Annotated in this window: 17 protein-coding genes; 7 read left to right on the top strand and 10 right to left on the bottom strand. The window is 68.6% G+C overall.

The features are described from left to right. Positions 1 to 234: 234 nt before the first annotated feature. The 3 genes from ACGFJ2_RS51845 to ACGFJ2_RS51835 all read right to left on the bottom strand — a co-directional run bounded on the left by ACGFJ2_RS51845 (position 235) and on the right by ACGFJ2_RS51835 (position 2,936). Positions 235 to 1,173: a pyridoxamine 5'-phosphate oxidase family protein gene (locus ACGFJ2_RS51845; protein WP_393481455.1), complete on the bottom strand. Its 939-nt coding sequence runs from the start codon at positions 1,171 to 1,173 to the stop codon at positions 235 to 237. 382 nt (positions 1,174 to 1,555) lie between these two features. Further along, positions 1,556 to 2,002, bottom strand: coding sequence for a DinB family protein (locus ACGFJ2_RS51840; RefSeq protein ID WP_393481513.1), 447 nt, complete (start codon positions 2,000 to 2,002; stop codon positions 1,556 to 1,558). A gap of 109 nt (positions 2,003 to 2,111) precedes the next feature. Continuing rightward, entirely contained in the window at positions 2,112 to 2,936 is an 825-nt protein-coding gene (locus tag ACGFJ2_RS51835; protein WP_393481452.1) for a hypothetical protein, read from the bottom strand. 187 nt (positions 2,937 to 3,123) lie between these two features. Here ACGFJ2_RS51835 and ACGFJ2_RS51830 point away from each other — a divergent pair, with 187 nt between their 5' ends. Continuing rightward, positions 3,124 to 4,503, top strand: a complete 1,380-nt coding sequence (locus ACGFJ2_RS51830; RefSeq protein ID WP_393481449.1) for a serine/threonine-protein kinase — start codon at positions 3,124 to 3,126, stop codon at positions 4,501 to 4,503. Positions 4,504 to 4,519: 16 nt separating this feature from the next. On the opposite strand, the gene ACGFJ2_RS51825 is transcribed toward ACGFJ2_RS51830, so the two are convergent. Then, on the bottom strand, positions 4,520 to 5,224 hold the full coding sequence (locus ACGFJ2_RS51825) for a TetR family transcriptional regulator (RefSeq protein WP_357943210.1): 705 nt from the start codon (positions 5,222 to 5,224) through the stop codon (positions 4,520 to 4,522). A 138-nt stretch (positions 5,225 to 5,362) separates the two neighbouring features. Here ACGFJ2_RS51825 and ACGFJ2_RS51820 point away from each other — a divergent pair, with 138 nt between their 5' ends. Both ACGFJ2_RS51820 and ACGFJ2_RS51815 read left to right on the top strand, forming a co-directional pair. Continuing rightward, a complete protein-coding gene (locus tag ACGFJ2_RS51820; RefSeq protein ID WP_393481446.1) occupies positions 5,363 to 5,719 on the top strand; it encodes an antibiotic biosynthesis monooxygenase family protein in 357 nt (118 codons plus the stop codon). Between the two features lie 37 nt (positions 5,720 to 5,756). Continuing rightward, a complete protein-coding gene (locus ACGFJ2_RS51815) occupies positions 5,757 to 6,218 on the top strand; it encodes an anthrone oxygenase family protein (protein WP_393481443.1) in 462 nt (153 codons plus the stop codon). A 53-nt stretch (positions 6,219 to 6,271) separates the two neighbouring features. On the opposite strand, the gene ACGFJ2_RS51810 is transcribed toward ACGFJ2_RS51815, so the two are convergent. Then, entirely contained in the window at positions 6,272 to 7,039 is a 768-nt protein-coding gene (locus ACGFJ2_RS51810; RefSeq protein WP_393481440.1) for a BTAD domain-containing putative transcriptional regulator, read from the bottom strand. A gap of 158 nt (positions 7,040 to 7,197) precedes the next feature. On the opposite strand from ACGFJ2_RS51810, the gene ACGFJ2_RS51805 reads away from it, so the two are divergent. Then, positions 7,198 to 10,077: a tetratricopeptide repeat protein gene (locus ACGFJ2_RS51805; RefSeq protein ID WP_393481437.1), complete on the top strand. Its 2,880-nt coding sequence runs from the start codon at positions 7,198 to 7,200 to the stop codon at positions 10,075 to 10,077. On the opposite strand, the gene ACGFJ2_RS51800 is transcribed toward ACGFJ2_RS51805, so the two are convergent. Beyond that, positions 10,061 to 11,503: an aKG-HExxH-type peptide beta-hydroxylase gene (locus ACGFJ2_RS51800; protein ID WP_393481434.1), complete on the bottom strand. Its 1,443-nt coding sequence runs from the start codon at positions 11,501 to 11,503 to the stop codon at positions 10,061 to 10,063. The two genes, ACGFJ2_RS51805 and ACGFJ2_RS51800, sit on opposite strands and share 17 nt — an antisense overlap. A 69-nt stretch (positions 11,504 to 11,572) precedes the next feature. Continuing rightward, positions 11,573 to 11,698: a hypothetical protein gene (locus ACGFJ2_RS51795; protein ID WP_393481431.1), complete on the bottom strand. Its 126-nt coding sequence runs from the start codon at positions 11,696 to 11,698 to the stop codon at positions 11,573 to 11,575. A 140-nt stretch (positions 11,699 to 11,838) separates the two neighbouring features. Between ACGFJ2_RS51795 and ACGFJ2_RS51790 the strand changes: the two genes are divergently transcribed. From ACGFJ2_RS51790 to ACGFJ2_RS51780, 3 genes are all read left to right on the top strand, one after another. Then, a complete protein-coding gene (locus tag ACGFJ2_RS51790) occupies positions 11,839 to 12,228 on the top strand; it encodes a PPOX class F420-dependent oxidoreductase (protein WP_225300338.1) in 390 nt (129 codons plus the stop codon). Further along, the gene (locus tag ACGFJ2_RS51785) at positions 12,225 to 12,719 is read left to right on the top strand and encodes a hypothetical protein (RefSeq protein ID WP_393481428.1); all 495 of its coding nucleotides are present in this window, start codon (positions 12,225 to 12,227) and stop codon (positions 12,717 to 12,719) included. Before ACGFJ2_RS51790 ends, ACGFJ2_RS51785 begins: the two co-directional genes overlap by 4 nt. A gap of 143 nt (positions 12,720 to 12,862) precedes the next feature. Continuing rightward, on the top strand, positions 12,863 to 14,398 hold the full coding sequence (locus tag ACGFJ2_RS51780; RefSeq protein WP_393481425.1) for an alpha/beta fold hydrolase: 1,536 nt from the start codon (positions 12,863 to 12,865) through the stop codon (positions 14,396 to 14,398). 73 nt (positions 14,399 to 14,471) lie between these two features. On the opposite strand, the gene ACGFJ2_RS51775 is transcribed toward ACGFJ2_RS51780, so the two are convergent. The 3 genes from ACGFJ2_RS51775 to ACGFJ2_RS51765 form a co-directional block, all read right to left on the bottom strand. Continuing rightward, positions 14,472 to 14,999 carry a hypothetical protein gene (locus ACGFJ2_RS51775; protein ID WP_393481422.1) on the bottom strand — a complete coding sequence of 176 codons (528 nt, stop codon included), beginning with the start codon at positions 14,997 to 14,999 and terminating at the stop codon, positions 14,472 to 14,474. 482 nt (positions 15,000 to 15,481) lie between these two features. Continuing rightward, on the bottom strand, positions 15,482 to 16,918 hold the full coding sequence (locus ACGFJ2_RS51770) for an FG-GAP-like repeat-containing protein (protein ID WP_393481419.1): 1,437 nt from the start codon (positions 16,916 to 16,918) through the stop codon (positions 15,482 to 15,484). 72 nt (positions 16,919 to 16,990) lie between these two features. Further along, a complete protein-coding gene (locus ACGFJ2_RS51765; RefSeq protein ID WP_393481416.1) occupies positions 16,991 to 17,551 on the bottom strand; it encodes a cysteine hydrolase family protein in 561 nt (186 codons plus the stop codon). Positions 17,552 to 17,580 lie beyond the last annotated feature (29 nt).

Here is a 17,580-nt window from a genome sequence, read left to right as displayed (position 1 = left end):
CCCCTCCGAACCGCTGTCGCAGATAAGCACCCCGAGTCGCCCGCTCCGGCGCGCGAGTGTGCCGGGCGGCGCCCGAGGTCGGCCGCGCCTCTGCCAGCGGCCGGAAGCGCGCTATCGCAGATAAGGGCTCACTATCTGCGATAACCCGTCATGTCCCGTGATCATGGCCCTATGGCTGTATGCGGGCGGCCTAGCAGCAAGCACCTGTTGCGCTACTCCGCCCCCAAGCTCGCGTTATGCGTCGTTTTCGGGTGTGGCGAGGGTCTGGAACTGGTCCCACTGAACCCGAGGCCGGGCCAAGCCACGGCGCTTCAGGTAGCGGGCCGTGGAGCGGCGGGCGGCGCGCAGGGTGCGGAACGCGTCGCTGATGCGGCCGGATCCGGCCGGCTCGACCACTTTCCGCGGGACCATCGTCCAGCGGTCGCCGTCGGCGCGAAGTTCGCCGCGGATCAGTGCGTTGTGCATGGCGTTGAGCTGGTCGTCGTGCCGGTGTACGAGCAGGCTGGCCTCGCCTGGCACGATGCCGTCGGTGGCCTCCATCGCGATGGCGAAGCCGTCGGTGGTGGCCCATGGCCGCGTGCGTACCAGCAGTGGGGCTCCGGAGGCGTCCCGGGCGCCGAGGACCGCGCTCGGGAAGCGGGCGATCAGGTCAGCGCCGGGCAGGTCGGTGGCGGCTGGTGTCGCGGGCGCGGGCTGTTCGGCGGCGGTCAACTTGGCGAGTGGTGGCCGTACCTCGACTTGGGTGGGTGTCACGGTGATGAAGAGCCGCAGGTAGTACCAGTCCATGAGCCACCGGCCGGGGGCGCGGAGGTAGTTTCGGCTGTGCGGCTGCCGTTCGAAGAGCATGCGCCAGTAATCCGCCGCCTCGTCCGGCCCGGTCCTGATCTCATCGGGACAGGTCGCGGTCCCGCTGACGAAGACCTGTGGCGTGTCGATGCGGCCGCTGCCGGTGGGGTCGGAGAAGAGCAGTGCGACGCGTCCGTCCCGGCGGACGTTGAGCGCCTTCTGCGCGAAGGCCAGGCTGGTGGTGACGAGCAGCGTGCCATCTGGCTGGCGCCAGGCCGCAGTGGGCCAGGTCAGCGGAGTGCCGTCAGCCCCGAGAGTGACGAACTCGCAGGTCCGGTAGGCATCGATGATGGCGCCGACCTCGAGGTCGATCAGTGTCGTGGTCACAGAGCAGCTCCTGACGTGAGGCGGTGGCGTAAGCGCATGGGCATGATCACTTCGTCATACGGCAAGGGACAATGGGGAAAGGGTTTCATCGATGGCGTGGTGCTGAAGTTCCGCGCGGAGTCGCCGGTCGGTACGGCGTGGACAAGCCGTGGCATGAGGGCGGCCTCCCGGCGGAACACCCGATGGACGATGACCATCTCGTGGGTGTAGGGGCGGTCGACCGCGACCGACGGCATGGTGGTGCTCCCGGTGTTATCGGCGCTGGGCAACTGGTCTCTCCGTGGTTGGGGGCGTGAGCGGTTCCCTGGCCGCAAGACAGGCCAAGGAGAAAGAGCAAATACGCGAGCGGCAGCATCTGGAAAAGCAGCAGGCGGCGACGCTGTCAGAGCCCTACTGCTCCATCGATCTGTTCCCGAAGCAAGTCCGCGTGGCCATTGTGTCGCGCGTACTCCTCCACCATGTGCATGAGCACCCAGCGCAGTGACACAGGTCCTTCTCCAGGTTCATCCCCAGCGAGTTCAAGGTCCGGGGCCGCGTCGACGAAACGGTCCGCGAACGCGATCTCCGCCTGCCACGCTTGCCACGCCTCGGCAACCATCTGCGCGTCCGCGTTCGCCACAGTGAATGCACCGTGGGGGGCGAACAGGGGTGGGAGCTCCTGTCCAGCCATCACCCGGCGGAACCAGAAGCGCTCGGACTCGGCCGCGTGCCGCACGAGGCCCAGGAGCGACAGCGCGGATCGGCCTACCGCCCGCTCCGCGAGCCGCTTCGGCTCCAGGCCGGCGCACTTGTGTGCCAGGGTTTCCCGATGCCAGCGCAGGAATGCCACCAACGTCGTACGCTCATCCGCTTGCGATGGCCGTTTGGCGCGGGAATTGCCGTCACTCTGGACGAACGGAGGGCTCGACATCCCGTCATCATTCACCACCGCAGAGCGGTCAGGAGTGAGCGTCCCGCCATTTCGTGTACTCCTTGGCGGTGATCACTTGGTGGGCGGGTGGCTGGCTGATGTGCAGCTTCATGCCCCACCTGGATAGACGGATGTCGGCGATTTCGGCGGAGATGTATTCGTCCGGGAAGCTCTCATTCTTGGTGTTGTTCGGTTCACGCCATGCGCTCCACGCCCTGCGGACGAGCTGGTCCTGGCCTATCCACAACTTCCAGGAGACTGTCCAGTCCGGGTAGTCCTCAGGCTTGGCGCCAAAGCCGATGTTCATCTTGGGATACGCCTTGCCCAACTCAGCGAAGGTGATCACGCCTTCGTAGAGCGTGGTCCGGGTGCCGTCATAAACCGGGCCGGGCTGCGTGCGGGCGGTAGTGGCGAGTACGGCTTTGAGCGTGGCGGGATCGGTGACACGGATGTGCCCTACCTCGATGAGGAAGGGCGGCTGTAAATCGATCAAGACCCACTTCTTCTTGGGATGCCGCAGGGCTGGATCCTTGTCGTACTCGTAGAAGCGCTTGCGCGTTTGTATATAGCGACTCCCAGGCGATGGATAGGTCAGGTCGGTCGCCATGACCCCGCCCTTGTCGAACTCGACGACACCGGCGGACTCCTTGGTCGGCTTGCGGGAGTCTGAGGCGACAGTGGTTGAGGCGGAATAGACGGTGATCCGCACGCCGTGTCTCTTGACGAACTGGCGTTTCAGCGCGGCGACCGGGTCGAGCGCGACAGCGGCTTGGTTCGCTGTGATGTGCTGGTCGAGAGCGGCGTGCGCGCTGCTCGGGGTGCCGGCGGCCAGCACCGCTACGGTCAGCGCCATGGCAGGCGCCACCCCCCATCGGCTCATTGCGGCTCGTCTCCTCCTGCTCCATGCCCGAGCCGGACGGCGTGGGGCGTTCCGGGAGTGATCGTCACAGAAGGAGATCACGCCTCCGTCACGACCGCTCGTTCCTCCAACACCTAGAACGACCTTCGGTCTGACGAAGCCTGTAATAAGGTCCTGGATCATGCCCGAGCCTCTTTATCCGGATGACCCACCAGCAATCGGCCCATATCGGCTGATTGGCCGCCTGGGAGCCGGCGGACAGGGTGTCGTTTATCTGGGCCAGGCCGGGGACGGGCGGTACGTGGCGGTCAAGGTGCTGCATGAAGCGGTCTCCGACCAGGTGCTCGAGCGGTTCGCCAAGGAGGTGGCCGCCGCCCGGCGGGTCGAGCCGTTCTGCGTCGCCCAAGTGCTCGACGCCTCCTTCGAGGGCCGGCGGCCGTACATCGTCACCGAGTTCGTCGAAGGGCTCTCGCTGCAGCAGGCCGGCGTACACCACGGCCCCGCGCTCCACCGGATGGCGGTGTCCACCGCGACGGCGCTCGCCGCCGTTCACCGGGCCGGAATCGTGCACCGCGACTTCAAACCGGCCAACGTGCTGCTCGCCAAGGATGGGCCCCGCGTCATCGATTTCGGCATCGCCCGCGACACCGAGGCATCCCTCACCGTCACCAGCAGCATCGTCGGCACGCCCTCCTACATGGCGCCGGAACAACTCGGCGGCCACTACACCGGACCTGCCACCGACGTGTTCGCCTGGGGTTCGGTTATGGTCTACGCCGCCACCGGCCGTCCGCCCTTCGGCGTCGACCACCTGCCCGCCGTCATCTCCCGCATTCTGTACGCCGCCCCCGACCTCGGTGACATGGCCGAACCCCTGCGCTCCATCGTCACCAGCTGCCTGGCGAAGGAACCGTCCCGCCGCCCCACTATGCAGGACGTGCTGCTCCAGTTGCTGGGGCAGCAGCGCGTACGGCCGATCGCCCCCTCCGAACTGGTCGCGGACACCAGGCCCACGGTCCGTTCCACGCCCCTGCGCACCGGCCTGCTCGTCGGCGGCACCGCCGTCGTCGTCACCTCCGTCACCGTCACCGTGACACTGCTGCTCGGTCTTCCGGGGGGAGGCCCGAACCGAGCCGCGAATTCTCCCGCGGACGGCGCCACGAGTTCACCGGTCGCCGCAGGCTCCGAGTCCCAGGGGAAACAGGCACAGGATCCCTCGACGAGTTCCCCCACCGAGTCCACGCCGCCCCCGGCCAATTCGACGCCGGAGGCCATCGTGTTCGGCAGCCTGGTCGCGCAGGGCAGCAAGAACGGAACCTGCTACGAGAGCGGCGTCCGCGTCCGGTTTCGAGGGAGGATCCTCGACGACGCCGAACCGATAGGGCACCGCTGGGTGCTCGACGGCCGTGAGAGCGGCGTGACCACCAGCTTCAGTCCCAAGGGGCCGTTCGAGGCCATCACCCGGGAAGGTTTCTCCGAGCCCGGCACCCACACGGCGACCTTCTGGCTTCTCAGGCCGGGCACGCGTCGCTCCAGGACCATATCGATCAAGGTCTGCTGACGGGCGAACGGCAGGTTCATGGGGGACTTGTCGCGTTGCCCAACCCTGCCAGCCCCGTGTTGATGAGCCGGGCCGCGCTGTGCACGTCGGCGGTGACGGCGTGGCGGACCTGTTCGGGCGTGTGTTCGCCGTTGAGGCTCCGGCGCAACGCCATGAACTGGACACGCCAGAGCCCAAGCAGAGCGGTGGCCGCGATCTGGCACAGCGGATCATCACTGCCGTGCCCGGTTCGGGCGGCCAGCGCCTCCGCCGCGACCGTGACAAGTTGCTCGGTCATTTCCCGGTGGTACGCGCGCAGTGAAGGCGTGGAAAGGATCAGCGCGTTGAAGTCCTGGATCCTCGTGCTGGCCTGAGCCAGGTCTGGTTGCCCGCCCAGCCAGGACACCAGGGCGTCCAGTTCGCCGGCCAGGATGTCCAGCACCGCGTCGGTGGGGGTTCGGTCGGCTCGTGCCAGCCCGGTGCGCAGCGCGGCCATCGTCGCTTCGGGGAGGTCGAGGATCAGCGCCTCCTTGCTGGGGAAGTAGTTGAAGACGGTCTTCTCGGACACCCCGCACGCCGCGGCGATCTCGGCGACGCGCACCGCGTCGAATCCGCGCTCCAGGAACATCGCGGTGGCGGTGTCGGTCAGCTGCTGGCGCATGAGGCGCTTCTTGCGCTCCCGCAGCCCCTCCACCACGCCGGACCTGTCGGGCGCCTGCCAGTCCACGGTGGGTGCGCTCATGCCCGAACTTTAGTTACTGCGACTGCAATCTTCCAGTCGCCGAAAGTAGCGTCGGCTATGCTCTTGCGGGGATAAGTTCAGTCGCTGTAATCTTTCAGTGCCAGTAGATATTGCGACTGAAGACTTCGGAGTTTTCTCGTGAGTGAACCCCTCGTCCTGATCAACCTGTTCTCGATGCCCGCCGAGATGGTCGACGACTTCGTCGGCGGGTGGGAGGCCAGCATCGCCGCGGCGAAGAACGCCCCAGGCTTCCGCGGCACCCGCCTGCACCGGTCCCTCGACCCCGACGCCCCATATCCCGTGGTCAACATCGCCCGGTGGGACAGCGTCGAGGACTGGCAGGCCGCGTTCGACAAGTACTTCTCCGGCCCGGGCCAGCGCGACGACGCCGGGCAGACGGACGGCGGCTGGGGCGCGGTGTCCGCGCACCCGGCGCTGTATTCGGTCGCGCATGTGACGCCGGATCCGATGGCCTCTTCGGACGCGCACTCGTGACGGCGTCGGACGAAGTGTTCGCGGAGGGTGGTGCGGCATGAGCGGTGGCGTGGTGCAGTACGTCGGCCTGTTCCTGCTCGGCGTTCTCGCGGGCGAGGAGCTGATCGTCCGCTACGGCGTCCATCCCGTACTGTCCAGTCTGGACGACCGTGCGCATCTACTCGCGCGGCAAGCCCTCATACGCCGCTTGCGGGTGGTGGTGCCGATAGTGATGCTCCCTGCAGCGGCGTTCGCCCTGGTCGGGCTGGCCACCGTCACCGGTCCTGGTCTGGCGCTGCGGTGGGCGACCGTGATCGCGATGATTGGGTTCCTGCTGTTGTCGTTCCTGGGCACGGTGCCGATCAACATCAAGGTCAATGACTGGCGGGTGGATGCTCCACCGGCCGACTGGAAGGCCGTGATCCACCGCTGGGCGCGGATCGACGTGCTTCGATCGACCGCGGCGACCGCCGCGTTCCTGTTCGCGGTACTCGCCGTCGCGTACGGTACAGCGAGCTGACCGGCCGGGGCGCCGATCGCGGGCCATGTCTGGCCGTATCCAGTGAACGCCGCCTAGGCCGCGGGATCGAGGGCGGGGTCGGTCGTGAGGATCCGCTGGTGGAGTTCCCGGATGGTCGGCCCCGGCTCCAGCCCTTGCTCGGAGATCAGCGCCGCGCGCAACCCGGTGTACACAGACAGGGCTTCGGCCTGCCGTCCCGCCCGGTACAGGGCGAGCATGAGCAGCGCGTGCAGCGGTTCGTGCAGCGGGTGGGTGGCGGTGAGTTCGCGTAGTTCGGGGATCACCGTCGCCTGATGTCCGAGTTCGACGTCGGCCCTCAGCCTGGCCTCGACGGCCAGTAGTCGCTCCTCCTCCAGCCGGTCGGCGTGCGCCTGGATCATCGGGCTGGCGGGTACGTCGGCCAGCGCGGGCCCGCGCCAGAGATCCAGCGCCGCGCCCAGCAGCCCGCGGGCCGGCTCCAGCTGACGTGCTCGAACGGCCTGCTGCGCTTCGGCGAGCAGCCTCTGGAAGCGGGCCGCGTCGGTCTCCAGCGCGTCACCGCCCAGCTCGTAGAACCCCCCTCGGGTGCGTACGTCCTCGCCCAGCACCCGGCGCAACCGCCAGATGTATCCCTGCAGCGTCTTACGGGCGAACTTGGGTTCGGAGCCCTGCCAGAGTTCCTCGATGATCCGGTCCGCCGAGACCGGGCGGCCCGCGTTGATCGCCAGGATGGCGAGGACGGCGCGATGCTTGGGCGCGGTGATGGGGACCACTCCGTCGCCGCGTACGACCTGGAGCGGGCCGAGCAGACTGAGCCGGGCTCCGTGGAACGTCAAGGGCACGACCACCTCCTGAACCGGACAGGCCGGATCCGTACTACCGGACGGGATGAATCGCGATCTAGACTGCCACGCCGGGCTTGCGCGGGACTTGCGCGGTGAAGCGGGACCTGCGCGGTGAAGCGGGACCTGTGCACAAAGCGCGCGGTGAAGGGGGCGGCGTGGATTTCCGGATCCTCGGGACCCTGGAGCTCTGGAACGGCGGATCGCCAGTGCCGCTGACCGCGCCCAAGCAGCGGGCGCTGCTCGCGATCCTGCTGATCAAGGCGGGACGGCCCGTCCCCGTCGAGCGCCTGGTCGACGAGCTGTGGGGCGCGACACCACCGCGGAGCGTGGAGAGCACGCTGCACTCCCTGATCTCCCGTCTGCGCGGAAGAGGCGTCGCCACGCTCGTCAGGGAGCCGGGCGGCTACCGGCTGGGGCTGGAGGGCGCGACCCTGGACGCCCGGGTCTTCGAGTGGCTTGCCGTACAGGCAAGGGAGTTGGCGGAGGCGGGGCGGCTGGAGCACGCCGCGCGGCGTTTCCGGGAGGCGCTGGATCTGTGGCGGGCGCCGGCGCTGGCGGACGCGCCCGAGTCGCCGATGATCGAGGCGGAGCGGGCCCGGCTCGACGGGCTGCGGCTGGCGGTCTTCGAGGAGTACGCCGACACGCTGGCCGGGCTCGGCCGGCACGCCCAGGTCGCCGGTGAGCTGCGTGCGCTGCTGGCGGAACACCCGCTGCGCGAATCCCTGTGGGCCAGAATGATCGCCGCCCTCGACCGCTCAGGGCAGCCCAGAGAGGCGCTCGCCGCGTACGGCGAAGCGCGCCGGGTGCTCGCCGAGGAGCTCGGCCTGGACCCCGGATCGGAGCTGCGCCGGCTGCAGGCCGGAATCCTGCGACGGGAGAACAAGCGGGAGAACAAGCGGGAGGACGGGCGGGCGGCTCGCGGGCCGATCTCCCCGCAGCTCCCGCCCGACCTGGCCCAGTTCACCGGGCGTGGCACCGCTCTTCGTGAGCTGACCGCGCTGATGCGGACCGCGCCGGGGACGGTGGCCGTCGTCAGCGGCATGCCCGGCGTCGGGAAGTCGGCCTTCGCGGTCCACTGGGCCCACCGGATGGCCAAGCGCTTTCCCGACGGGCAGATCTTCATCGATCTGCGCGGGCACCGGCCGCAGGAGGCGATCACCCCGCGAAAGGCGCTGGACCGGTTCGTCCGCGCCCTTGGCATGCCTCCGGAGCAGGTCCCGGCGGGGGAGGACGAGCTCGCCACCGCCTACCGAACGCTGCTGGCCGGACGGCGGGTGCTGGTGGTGCTCGACAACGCGGCCGACCCCGAACAGGTCGAACCGCTGCTGCCCGGCACCGACGGCTGCCTGGCGCTGGTCACCAGCAGGAACCGGCTTTCCGGCCTGGCCTTGCGCCACGTGACGCGTACCATCGACCTCGACATCCTGGCCGAGCCCGAGGCCGTCGCCCTGCTGGCCGCCGTCATCGGCCCACGCGCCGACGCCGAGCCGGCCGCGGTCGCCGAACTCGCGGATCAGTGCGGGCAGCTGCCTCTGGCCCTGCGGATCGCCGCCGCCCACCTGGCCGGGCACCCCAACCGCCGGGTCGCCACCTACCTGGCGGACCTCACCGAGCGCGGACGGCTCAACGCACTGCGCCTCGGCGACGTCCCGGCCACCGCCGTACGCGCCACCTTCGACCTGTCCTACCAGGCGCTGGCCGAGGCCGACCAGATCGCCTTCCGCCGCCTGGGCCTGGTACCCGGTTCCGGCTTCACCGCCCAGGCGCTGGCCGCGATGCTCGACGTCTCCGCCGCCCAGGCCCGTACGCACCTGGACGCGCTACGGGCGGCCAGCCTGATCCACCCCCACCGCAGCCGACCGCGCCAAGAGCGCTACCAGCTGCACGATCTCCTTCTCGACTACGCCCGTGACCGAGCCCAAGCCGAGGACGCCCCGCCGATCCGCGAGGAGTCCGTGCGCCGGTTGCTGGAGTGGTACCTCACCATCGACGACCCGCTCGTGCTGCAGGACGAGCACGAGAACATGATGGCGGGCACCCGTCACGCCGCGGAGCATCGCATGGACGCCGCCTGGCGGCTGCCCGCGGCGCTCGCCCAGCCGCTGCGACTGCGCCACTGCCTGACCGACACCGCCGAGCTGCACACCCTGGCCGCCACCGCCGCCGAGCGGACCGGCAGGCAGCCGGAGGCCGCCGTCGCCCACCACAACCTCGGCGCCGTCCTGGAGCACCTGGGCCGCTACCCCGAAGCCCTGGCCGAGCACCGCAGGACACTGGAGATCTATCGGCAACTGAAAGACCAGCGCGGGATGGGCACCGCCCTGCGCAGTATCGGCACCGTCTCCTGGCTGCTGGGCCGGTACGGCGAAGCCCTCACCGATCTCCAGGAGGCACGGCGACTCCTGGAGGGCGCGGGCGCCGATGCCGCCGTGGGCCAGACGCTCAACATGCTCGGCATCGTGCTACGGAACCTGGGCCGCCTGGAGGAGGCCGTCACCCACTATGAGCGCGCGCTGGCCATCCACCAGCGCACGCACGACCTCGAAGGCGAGGCGAACACCCTCAACAATCTCGGCGTGGCACGCGAGGCCCAAGACCGCCACGCCGAGGCGCTGGAGCTGTACCGGAAGGCGCTCGCGCTGCGCCGGGCGGCGGGCAGCCGCAAGGGAGAGGCACGCGCGCTGAACAACATCGGCCTGGCGGAGGCCAAGCTCGGCCGGCTCGAACCCGCGCGCGAACATCTCCTGGCCGCGCTGGCCAGCCACCGCGAGAGCGGCGACCTCAAGGGCGAGGGGCAGGTGACCAACGACCTGGCCGGCCTCTACCACCGTCTCGGGCGGGAGGAGGAGGCGCGCACGCATTTCGCCGCGGCGCTGCGCATCCGCTCCGGCATCGGCGACCGCAGGGGCCTCGCCGAAACCCACAGGGATCTCGGTGAGGCCCTTGCCGACCAGGGCGACGCCACCGCCCACCACCATCTGGCCGCCGCAGACCAGCTCTTCCAGGAGCTGGGCGTGATCACACCGGGACGATGAGACCGACCGAGAGCAGATCGGCCACACCGAGCCCCAGCTGGTCGTCCGTGCCGGGTCCGGCTGCTTGGCGATACCGGTCGCGCAGCGACGACAGGTCCCGGCCGTCGCACAGGGCGTAGATCAGCCATGCGTGTTCGTTCAGCCATTGGAAGCTCGGCGCGCCGGGTGTGACGGCCACCAGCTCACGCTGCTCGGGGATCGGGCACACCTGAACCGGCTGCGCCTGGCGGTAGCCCCGTACCTCCAGCTCCACCTCCGTGCGTGGGCGGGGCTCGACGGGTAGCCGGTCGGGCTGGATTCCCGGCGCGAGGGGGGCCACGGCGCCGATCAGCCAGTCGACGAACCGCCTGCCGCTCGCCGTCAGCATCCCGCCGTACGTTTGCGACGCCTGCTGGGCGAGATAGGTCACCCGTTCAACTGTGGTGGTGTACTCACCGCTCCCGGCCGCCTGGCTACCGGGCGTGGCCTGATCGACGAAGTCGGTCGTAGGCGGCTCTCCGTACTTGGCGCGCAGGTCCGGGCCGGCGCCGGCCGCGGCCGCGCGGAACAGCAGCAGGTGAGCGTAGACGTGCATGGCGAACAGCACCCGCGTCAGCGTCCACGACTTCACCCGCCAAGGGATCGGGATCAGCTGGTCCGGATCGGCGGCCATGGACCCGGTGCGCAGTATGTCGAACAACTTCAGGTGCAGGCCCTCGTGGAACAGCGTCTCCGCTGCCATCCAAGGATCGGCCAGCCGCTCGGGGGCCAGGAGCACCGCCGAAGGAAGCGGATCGCCGCCGGAGATCGAGTTGAGGACCCCGTCGGGCAGCTCGTCACGGGCCAACCCGGTCAGGGAGATGTGCGGCAGCACGCCGGCGCCCGCATTGGGCAGCAGCTCGGCGAGCAGTTCGGCGCCCCGGCTGAGTCTGGCCAGCATGTCGGCGTCGGGACGCACCCGAACGCCGGAGCCGTTCTTCGAGAGCGTCCCGGCCAGCAGTTCTTCCAGGCGAGCGGCCAGCACCCTTTCCGGCTCGGAGCGCGGTTCGAGATCGGTCCACACCCATGAGACGGCATTGCCGGGCCATGGACGAAGTTGCGGGTGAGACAGGCGCTCGCACGGCCCGAGGCCGTCGAGCATGTCCGCCGTGCCGCCTTCCAGGTAACCGACCAGAGTGCCGTTCTCACCGGCCTGGCGTTCCAGGGCGGCCAGGTCGTTCTCGAACGCGTTGCGCAGCACCGGGTCGTACATCACCGGGCGCAGCTTGGCGTCCTCAGCCTGGCACAGTCGCTCCAGCCGGTCGGCGGCGTGTGGGTGGTGCCGGGCCAGCACGCCGAGACCGAGGCGGTAGCGAGCCAGGTTCCTGACCTCGATCGCCTCGGCGCTGCCGAACCGGGGATCCGAGCCGAGTGTCAGGTCGATGCCGGCCGTGAGATCGGTGTCCAAGGCGTCGCCTCCATTCACTGGTGGGGGACCGGCGGCCGGATGTCCCGCCGCCGGTCGGCTAGCTCTCCGTTACTGGGCGCGGGGCGACGAGAACGGCGGGTACCACGCGCGCTCGTGCACGGCATCGGTCGCCACGCTGGGGACGGTGTTCTCTGCCAGCGGGAGCTGCGGCAATTCCACGGTCTGAGTCGGCATGCTGTTTCCCTTCGTGCGTTGGATCACTTGGCGCTCTTGAACCTACGAAGCGCGGGTGTGGGCCCGGTGTGGCGGGCGGCGGCGGCCATGCGGGCTGTTCGGATTGATTGACGTCAATGTCAAGGTTGCATACTTGCCGCATGATCTTCACGCAGGCAGAACTCGACTATCTGGCCGGACAGCACCTCGGCCGCCTGGCCACCGTCTCTCCCGCCGGTCACGTTCAGAACAATCCCGTGGGGTTCTTCCTGGACGCCGCCTCGGGCACGATCACCATCGGCGGGCACGCGCTGGGGGCGTCGAAGAAGTTCAGGAACGTCCAGCAGGGCAGCACCGTGTCCTTCGTCGTGGATGACCTGGCCTCGGTTGACCCGTGGGTAGTGCGCGGCATTGAGATCCGGGGCTCGGCGGTGGCCCTGACCGATCACGAGCCGCCGGTGCCGTACTTCTCACGGGAGATCATCACGATCACCCCCCATCAGATCATCTCTTGGGGGCTTGACGGGGCCAGGTCGAGCCGCAAGGTGTGAAGACCGTCAGGTACGAAGGCTGTACGACCCTCACCGGCAGCGTCAGCTTCCCCGTCCAAGTGTTCGATCTGGATGCCGAGACGCGCCTCGACCCCGCCGACTCCCTGGTGGAGCAGCTCATCCAGGGCATGGACGTCCATCTCGACTACTTCGTGGCGAATCGCCACGCCGTCCTCGCCGCGAACCGGGTCCTCGCGGGCGACCCGGTGATCCAGACGATCATGACGAACGAGCTGGACGCGCTCCGTGCGCGGCTGCTGGCCGTACTCCCGCTCGCGGACGAGAGCGCCCGCGAGGCTGTGTCCGGTGTCCTGAAGAGCTGGCTGGTTTTCGTCCAGGTCCTCTGCGTCGACTGGCTCACCCATGAGACCTGTACGCGCACCCAGCTGCGCGATGTCTGTGTCGGCGCGGTTCTCGGCGCCCTCCGGCCGCTGCTCGCCGAGGACCCCGCCCCCGACTGGCCGCGACAAGGGCCCGCCGCGAGTGCCTAGGGCTGGGTGCGTCAATTCGGGTGGGTCGACTTTGTGCCAATTTACGAGTGCAAGTCCCATCAAAGTCCCGCGCGGGCCATGATCGAGGCTGGCCGCACGCTCGTTAAACGGGGGGCGTGCAGGCCGTCCACGATTGGAGCAACGTGCGAAGAAAGACGACTCTGCTCGCTACGGCGCTTTTAGCACTGGCGGCGCTTCTGCCTGTTCCTGCGGCCAGCGCGGCGACCGAGCCGGAAGCCGTAGGACAGAGCAGCATCACCTGGGCACCCTGTGAGGAGGAACCCAGTGCCGAGTGCGGCAAGCTGACCGTCCCCATCGACTGGTCCAAGCCGAACGGCGAGACCATCGACCTGGCCATCGCCCGGCGCAAGGCCACCGACCCGACGGCTCGGGTCGGCTCGCTGGTGATCAATCCCGGCGGGCCGGGCGGGTCGGGCGTGGAGGCCGTGTACGGCGCTCCCGACTCCTACACCGAGGAGCTGCAGAAGCGCTTCGACATCGTCGGCTTCGACCCCCGGGGCGTCGGCCGCAGTCACCCGGTGATCTGCTCGGCCTCGGTGTACAACCAGATGCCGCACACCGTCATGTCGAGCCAGGCCGACTTCAATGCCTGGGACGCCTTCACCAAGAAGCTGCACCAGGACTGCCGGGCACGCACCGGCCCCCTGTACGACCACGTCGACTCGCGCAACGTCGCGCGCGACATGGACGCCCTCCGCGCCGCCCTCGGCGAGGAGAAACTGACCTACTACGGCATCTCGTACGGGACGCTGATCGGCCAGATGTACGCCGAGATGTTCCCGAACCGGATCCGGGCCCTCGCGCTCGACAGCAACATGGACCACAGTCTCGGCGTCGCGGGCTTCCTCAGCACCGAGGCGATCGCCATCGAGGACGCCTTCGACCAGTTCGTGGGCTGGTGCGAGGCCGACACCAGCTGCGTTCTGCACGGGCGTGACGTCCGTCAGATGTGGCGGGACCTGCGGGCCAAGGCCCGGCGCGGCGAGCTGTACTACCCGACCGCCCCGGACCGCCCGATGACCGAGCTGCAGGTCATCTACAACGCGGCGCTCGGCACCGAGGGGCCTGACTGGCGCCTGCTGAGCGAGGTCATCAACTGGCTGAGCGGCGGCCCCGAGCCGTCGTGGGTGCCGCCGCTGCCGGGCCGGGGGCCCGTGGAGGGCGACACCGCCGAGCTGCCCACCCGGATCCTCTGCCAGGACTACAACCTCCGGGTGCGGAACTACGCCGAGTACGCCTTCTACATGGGCGTTTCCAAGCGGTTGGCGCCCGACGTGCGGTATCACCCGTACCCGATCGACGACCTGCCCATCTGCCTCAACTCCACGCCGACCAACCCGCCGCACCGGCTGAAGTACACGGGCGACGCGCCGATCCTGCTGGGGAACTCGCTGCATGATCCCGCGACGCCGTACATGTGGTCCGCCAACGCGGCGCGGCAACTCGGTCCGAAGGCCGTGCTGCTCACCTATGAAGGCTGGGGTCATCGCATCTATGGCAAGGACAAGTGTCAGACGGACATCATCGACCAGTACCTGATCGCTCTGACCGTGCCTCCGCCCGGCACCCGCTGCGCCGTGGGCACGCCTGAGGAGAGCATGCGCAAGCAGCAGCAGTTGCCGCAGAAGACGTGGCCGACGGACAAACAGCACTGGTAGGTAAACGCAGAGCCGCCGGACCATGGCACACGCCGCGGTCCGGCGGTTTTCTCATGCGGGGGGTGGGACCTCGTCACCTTCCCTGGCGGGCGGCCTTGCCGCCGGCGCCGAAGAACAAGACGGTCGCGGCCAGACCCAGCACGACGACGAGCACGTCGGCGACCAGCGTGAGGGTGGGCAGGGTGATGAACAGGCCCACCACCTTGAACAGGACGGAGACGATGACGATGATGGTGGCGAAGATCCGGACGGCGCCGCCGCCGCGCAGCGCCAGCCAGGCGAGCAGTATGAGCACGAGCGACCAGAAGATCGTGCTGTAGGCGAGCCCCGAGTAGATCATCTGGAGCGACTCGAACCGGTCGCTGTGGATGTCGACCTCGTCGAGGCTCACGGGGGCAGAGCCTCCGTCCGAATTCGCGGCGATCTGTTCTTTGATCGCCTCTGCGCCGGAGACGAGGAGTCCGATGGCGCTGATCACGTTGAGCGCCGCGGCGCCGATGGCCGCGTACACCGCTCGGGTTAAGTTCGCCGGCCTCTCGGGGGCCTTGGCGGCGCGCCGGTCTTCGAAGTTGGCGGGTGCCTGGCGTTCGTACATGGCCATGCGGACCTCTTTCAGGAACGTTGTGCGTCTCGACGATGCGGTGATTGCCGACCTGTGTCAGGCACTCCGCGATCGTCAATGCCGCGCGCATTTCGAACGGCCCTGAGAGGTATAGCAGATTCGCCCGGTCTCCGAAGGCGGCGGCGAATTATGGAACCGCTCGCGATAGCAATCCGCTCCGTTCGGTCGGCGGCGGAAAGCGGCTTTTCAGGTGGTCATCCCATCGCTCACCTGCGAAGGAAGGCAGGCGGAAGAAAAACGGAAGAGCGGCACTTTAATGTCCTGCGACGTCGGCCGGGCTCACATCGCCGACCGCGATAATCACGTACTGCAAACAGAGCGTGAAGATCAAGGCGATTGATGCGTGGTCATCGGGGCGGCGAAGAATGAGTCAGGTTGCGGGTTCGCGATGGCTGCCTGAGGCCAGGCGGCGAACCTCTGTGGCGGATCCATGTGGCTTATCGGGCGAAAGCGATGGCCATTCAGTTCAATGCGCGGCCGAACCCGGGGTGCTTCCCAGGGGTGGCGGCTTGTCCTGGGTTGATCAGCGTCGGCTTCGCTGTACTCACGCCCTCGGGTGAGCCTGCCAGTACGGCCACCACCGGCTCGGTCAGGACACCAAGCGCGAGGTCGGCCTGCCCGTCCTTATTGAAGTCGGACAATCGCAGTGCGGCGCCGAACGACTGAACGTCCTGCGTAATGCCCACGTCACCCGGCTTGAGCAGCTGGGCTCCGGCGTCCGGCAGACGGTCCTTTCCCCCGTACAGCAGGAAGACCGCGCGTGATGCGCTGACCGCCACATCCGCGTACCCGTCGCCGTTGATGTCGCCGACCGCGAGATTCCCGCCGAACCCAGCGCTGTCCTCGGGATCCTTGGGTACGCCAGGAGAGCTCTGGGAAACCAGCACGCCCTTGGCCTCCGGTCCTGTGGCCGAGCCGCGGTAGATGAAGATCTGGCCGCCGGGATCGGCCGCGTCGGCATAGCTGTTGCCCGCGATCACATCGCCGAAGCCATCTCCATTGACATCGCCGACGGACATGGATCCCACTCCCCATGCGTCGAATGTGGGACCGGCCACGCCCGTCAGCCCGCCGGAGGAACCTCGGTAGACAGCCCCCGTACCCTCATCAGCCGGATCGTCGTCAGAGAAGGCGACCACGAGATCGTCGACCCCGTCGCCGGTGACGTCGCCCGATGCCAGCGCATTGATGGCACTGGACTTCTTGAGCAGCCGAGGCCGCGGTGGACGCTGCCGTATTCGGCTGCCTCCATAGACCACCCAAACCGCCGCATCCGTGGCCACTCCCAAATCCTGGTAGCCGTCCCCATCGAAGTCGCCCGCCGCCAGCAGCTGCCCGAACGCCGGGTCTTCGTGCGTGAGCCGAACCGTCGACCGGCCGGACAGTCCTCCCTCACCGCCGAAGACGATCGTCACAGAGGCCGGCGAGTCGGCGCGTTCGTTGTTCGTGCCAACGGCGAGATCGGCGTATCCGTCACGATCGAAATCGCCGCCGGCAAGCACCGCGCCGAAACTGTCGCCCTTGGCCGCGACGCCCGGCAGACCCTCTCGCCCAGGCTGGAAGGAGTTCCGGCCATGCGTGCCGAGTCCGTCGGGTCCGCCGTACGAGACGACGACATATCCGGAAACCGTGGGGTCTTCTTCGTCCGACCACAACCCAGGAGCACCGATGGCGAGGTCGGCATAGCCGTCACCGTTGTAATCGCGGGCCTTCACCGTGTCGCAGCCCACTCGACATTTTCCGTGTGTCGCGGGCGTCTTCAGCGGAGCTCCCGCCGGAGCGGGCGAATGGGTCGCGGAGGGAGTCTTCGCAGGTTCAGCCGCTGGAGGCTCGGCGGAACACGCGGCCAGACTCACCGCGACACCCACGGCGACCAACCCGCGCACGATCGTCAGCATGACCGGCAGGATAAGCCGATCCGGAACGAGACGCCGAGCGGAGCGGGCCGGCCCCTCCCTTCTGACGGCTGGTCACAGGCGGGCGGTCCACTCGTCACTCGTGAGGACGTCAGCACCCCTGGCCGGGAAGACGCGGTTGATCAGGAAGTCGTGCACGTCCGGTTCCCCGTCGGCGCAGGCGTCGCTGAGCACGGTCAGGCGGTAGTCGCGGTCGGCGGCGTCGTAGAGCGTAGCGGCGACCATCGCCCCGGTCGCGACGCCGGTCAGCACGATCGAGTCGATGCTCTGGGCGCGCAGGAGCAGGTCGAGGTCGGTCGCCGCGAACGCGCTGGCGCGGCGCTTGAGGACGACGGCCTCGCCCGGCAACGGCTCGATGCGCGGGTGCACGAGCGTCTCGGGGGACTCTTCGTGGAACAGCGTCCCCGCCCCGTGCAGGGCGCTGATCAGCGGGTTTCCCGCTGCCACATCAAGTCCTGAGGCCCGGAGCCCGAAACGTATGAAGATCACGGGGATTCCGGCGGCTCTGGCCGCGGGGAGAACCCTTTCCATGACGGGAAGCACGTCGGCGGCGAAGGGGTAATTGTCCACGATGCCCGCCTGCAGGTCGCCGACGATGAGCGCGGTGGTGGTCATTCGGTTTCCTTGTCTGTACGGCCGTATCC

Source organism: Nonomuraea sp. NPDC049028 (assembly GCF_043197735.1).
Classification (GTDB): Bacteria; Actinomycetota; Actinomycetes; order Streptosporangiales; family Streptosporangiaceae; genus Nonomuraea.
This window is presented reverse-complemented; position numbering and strand designations above follow the sequence as displayed.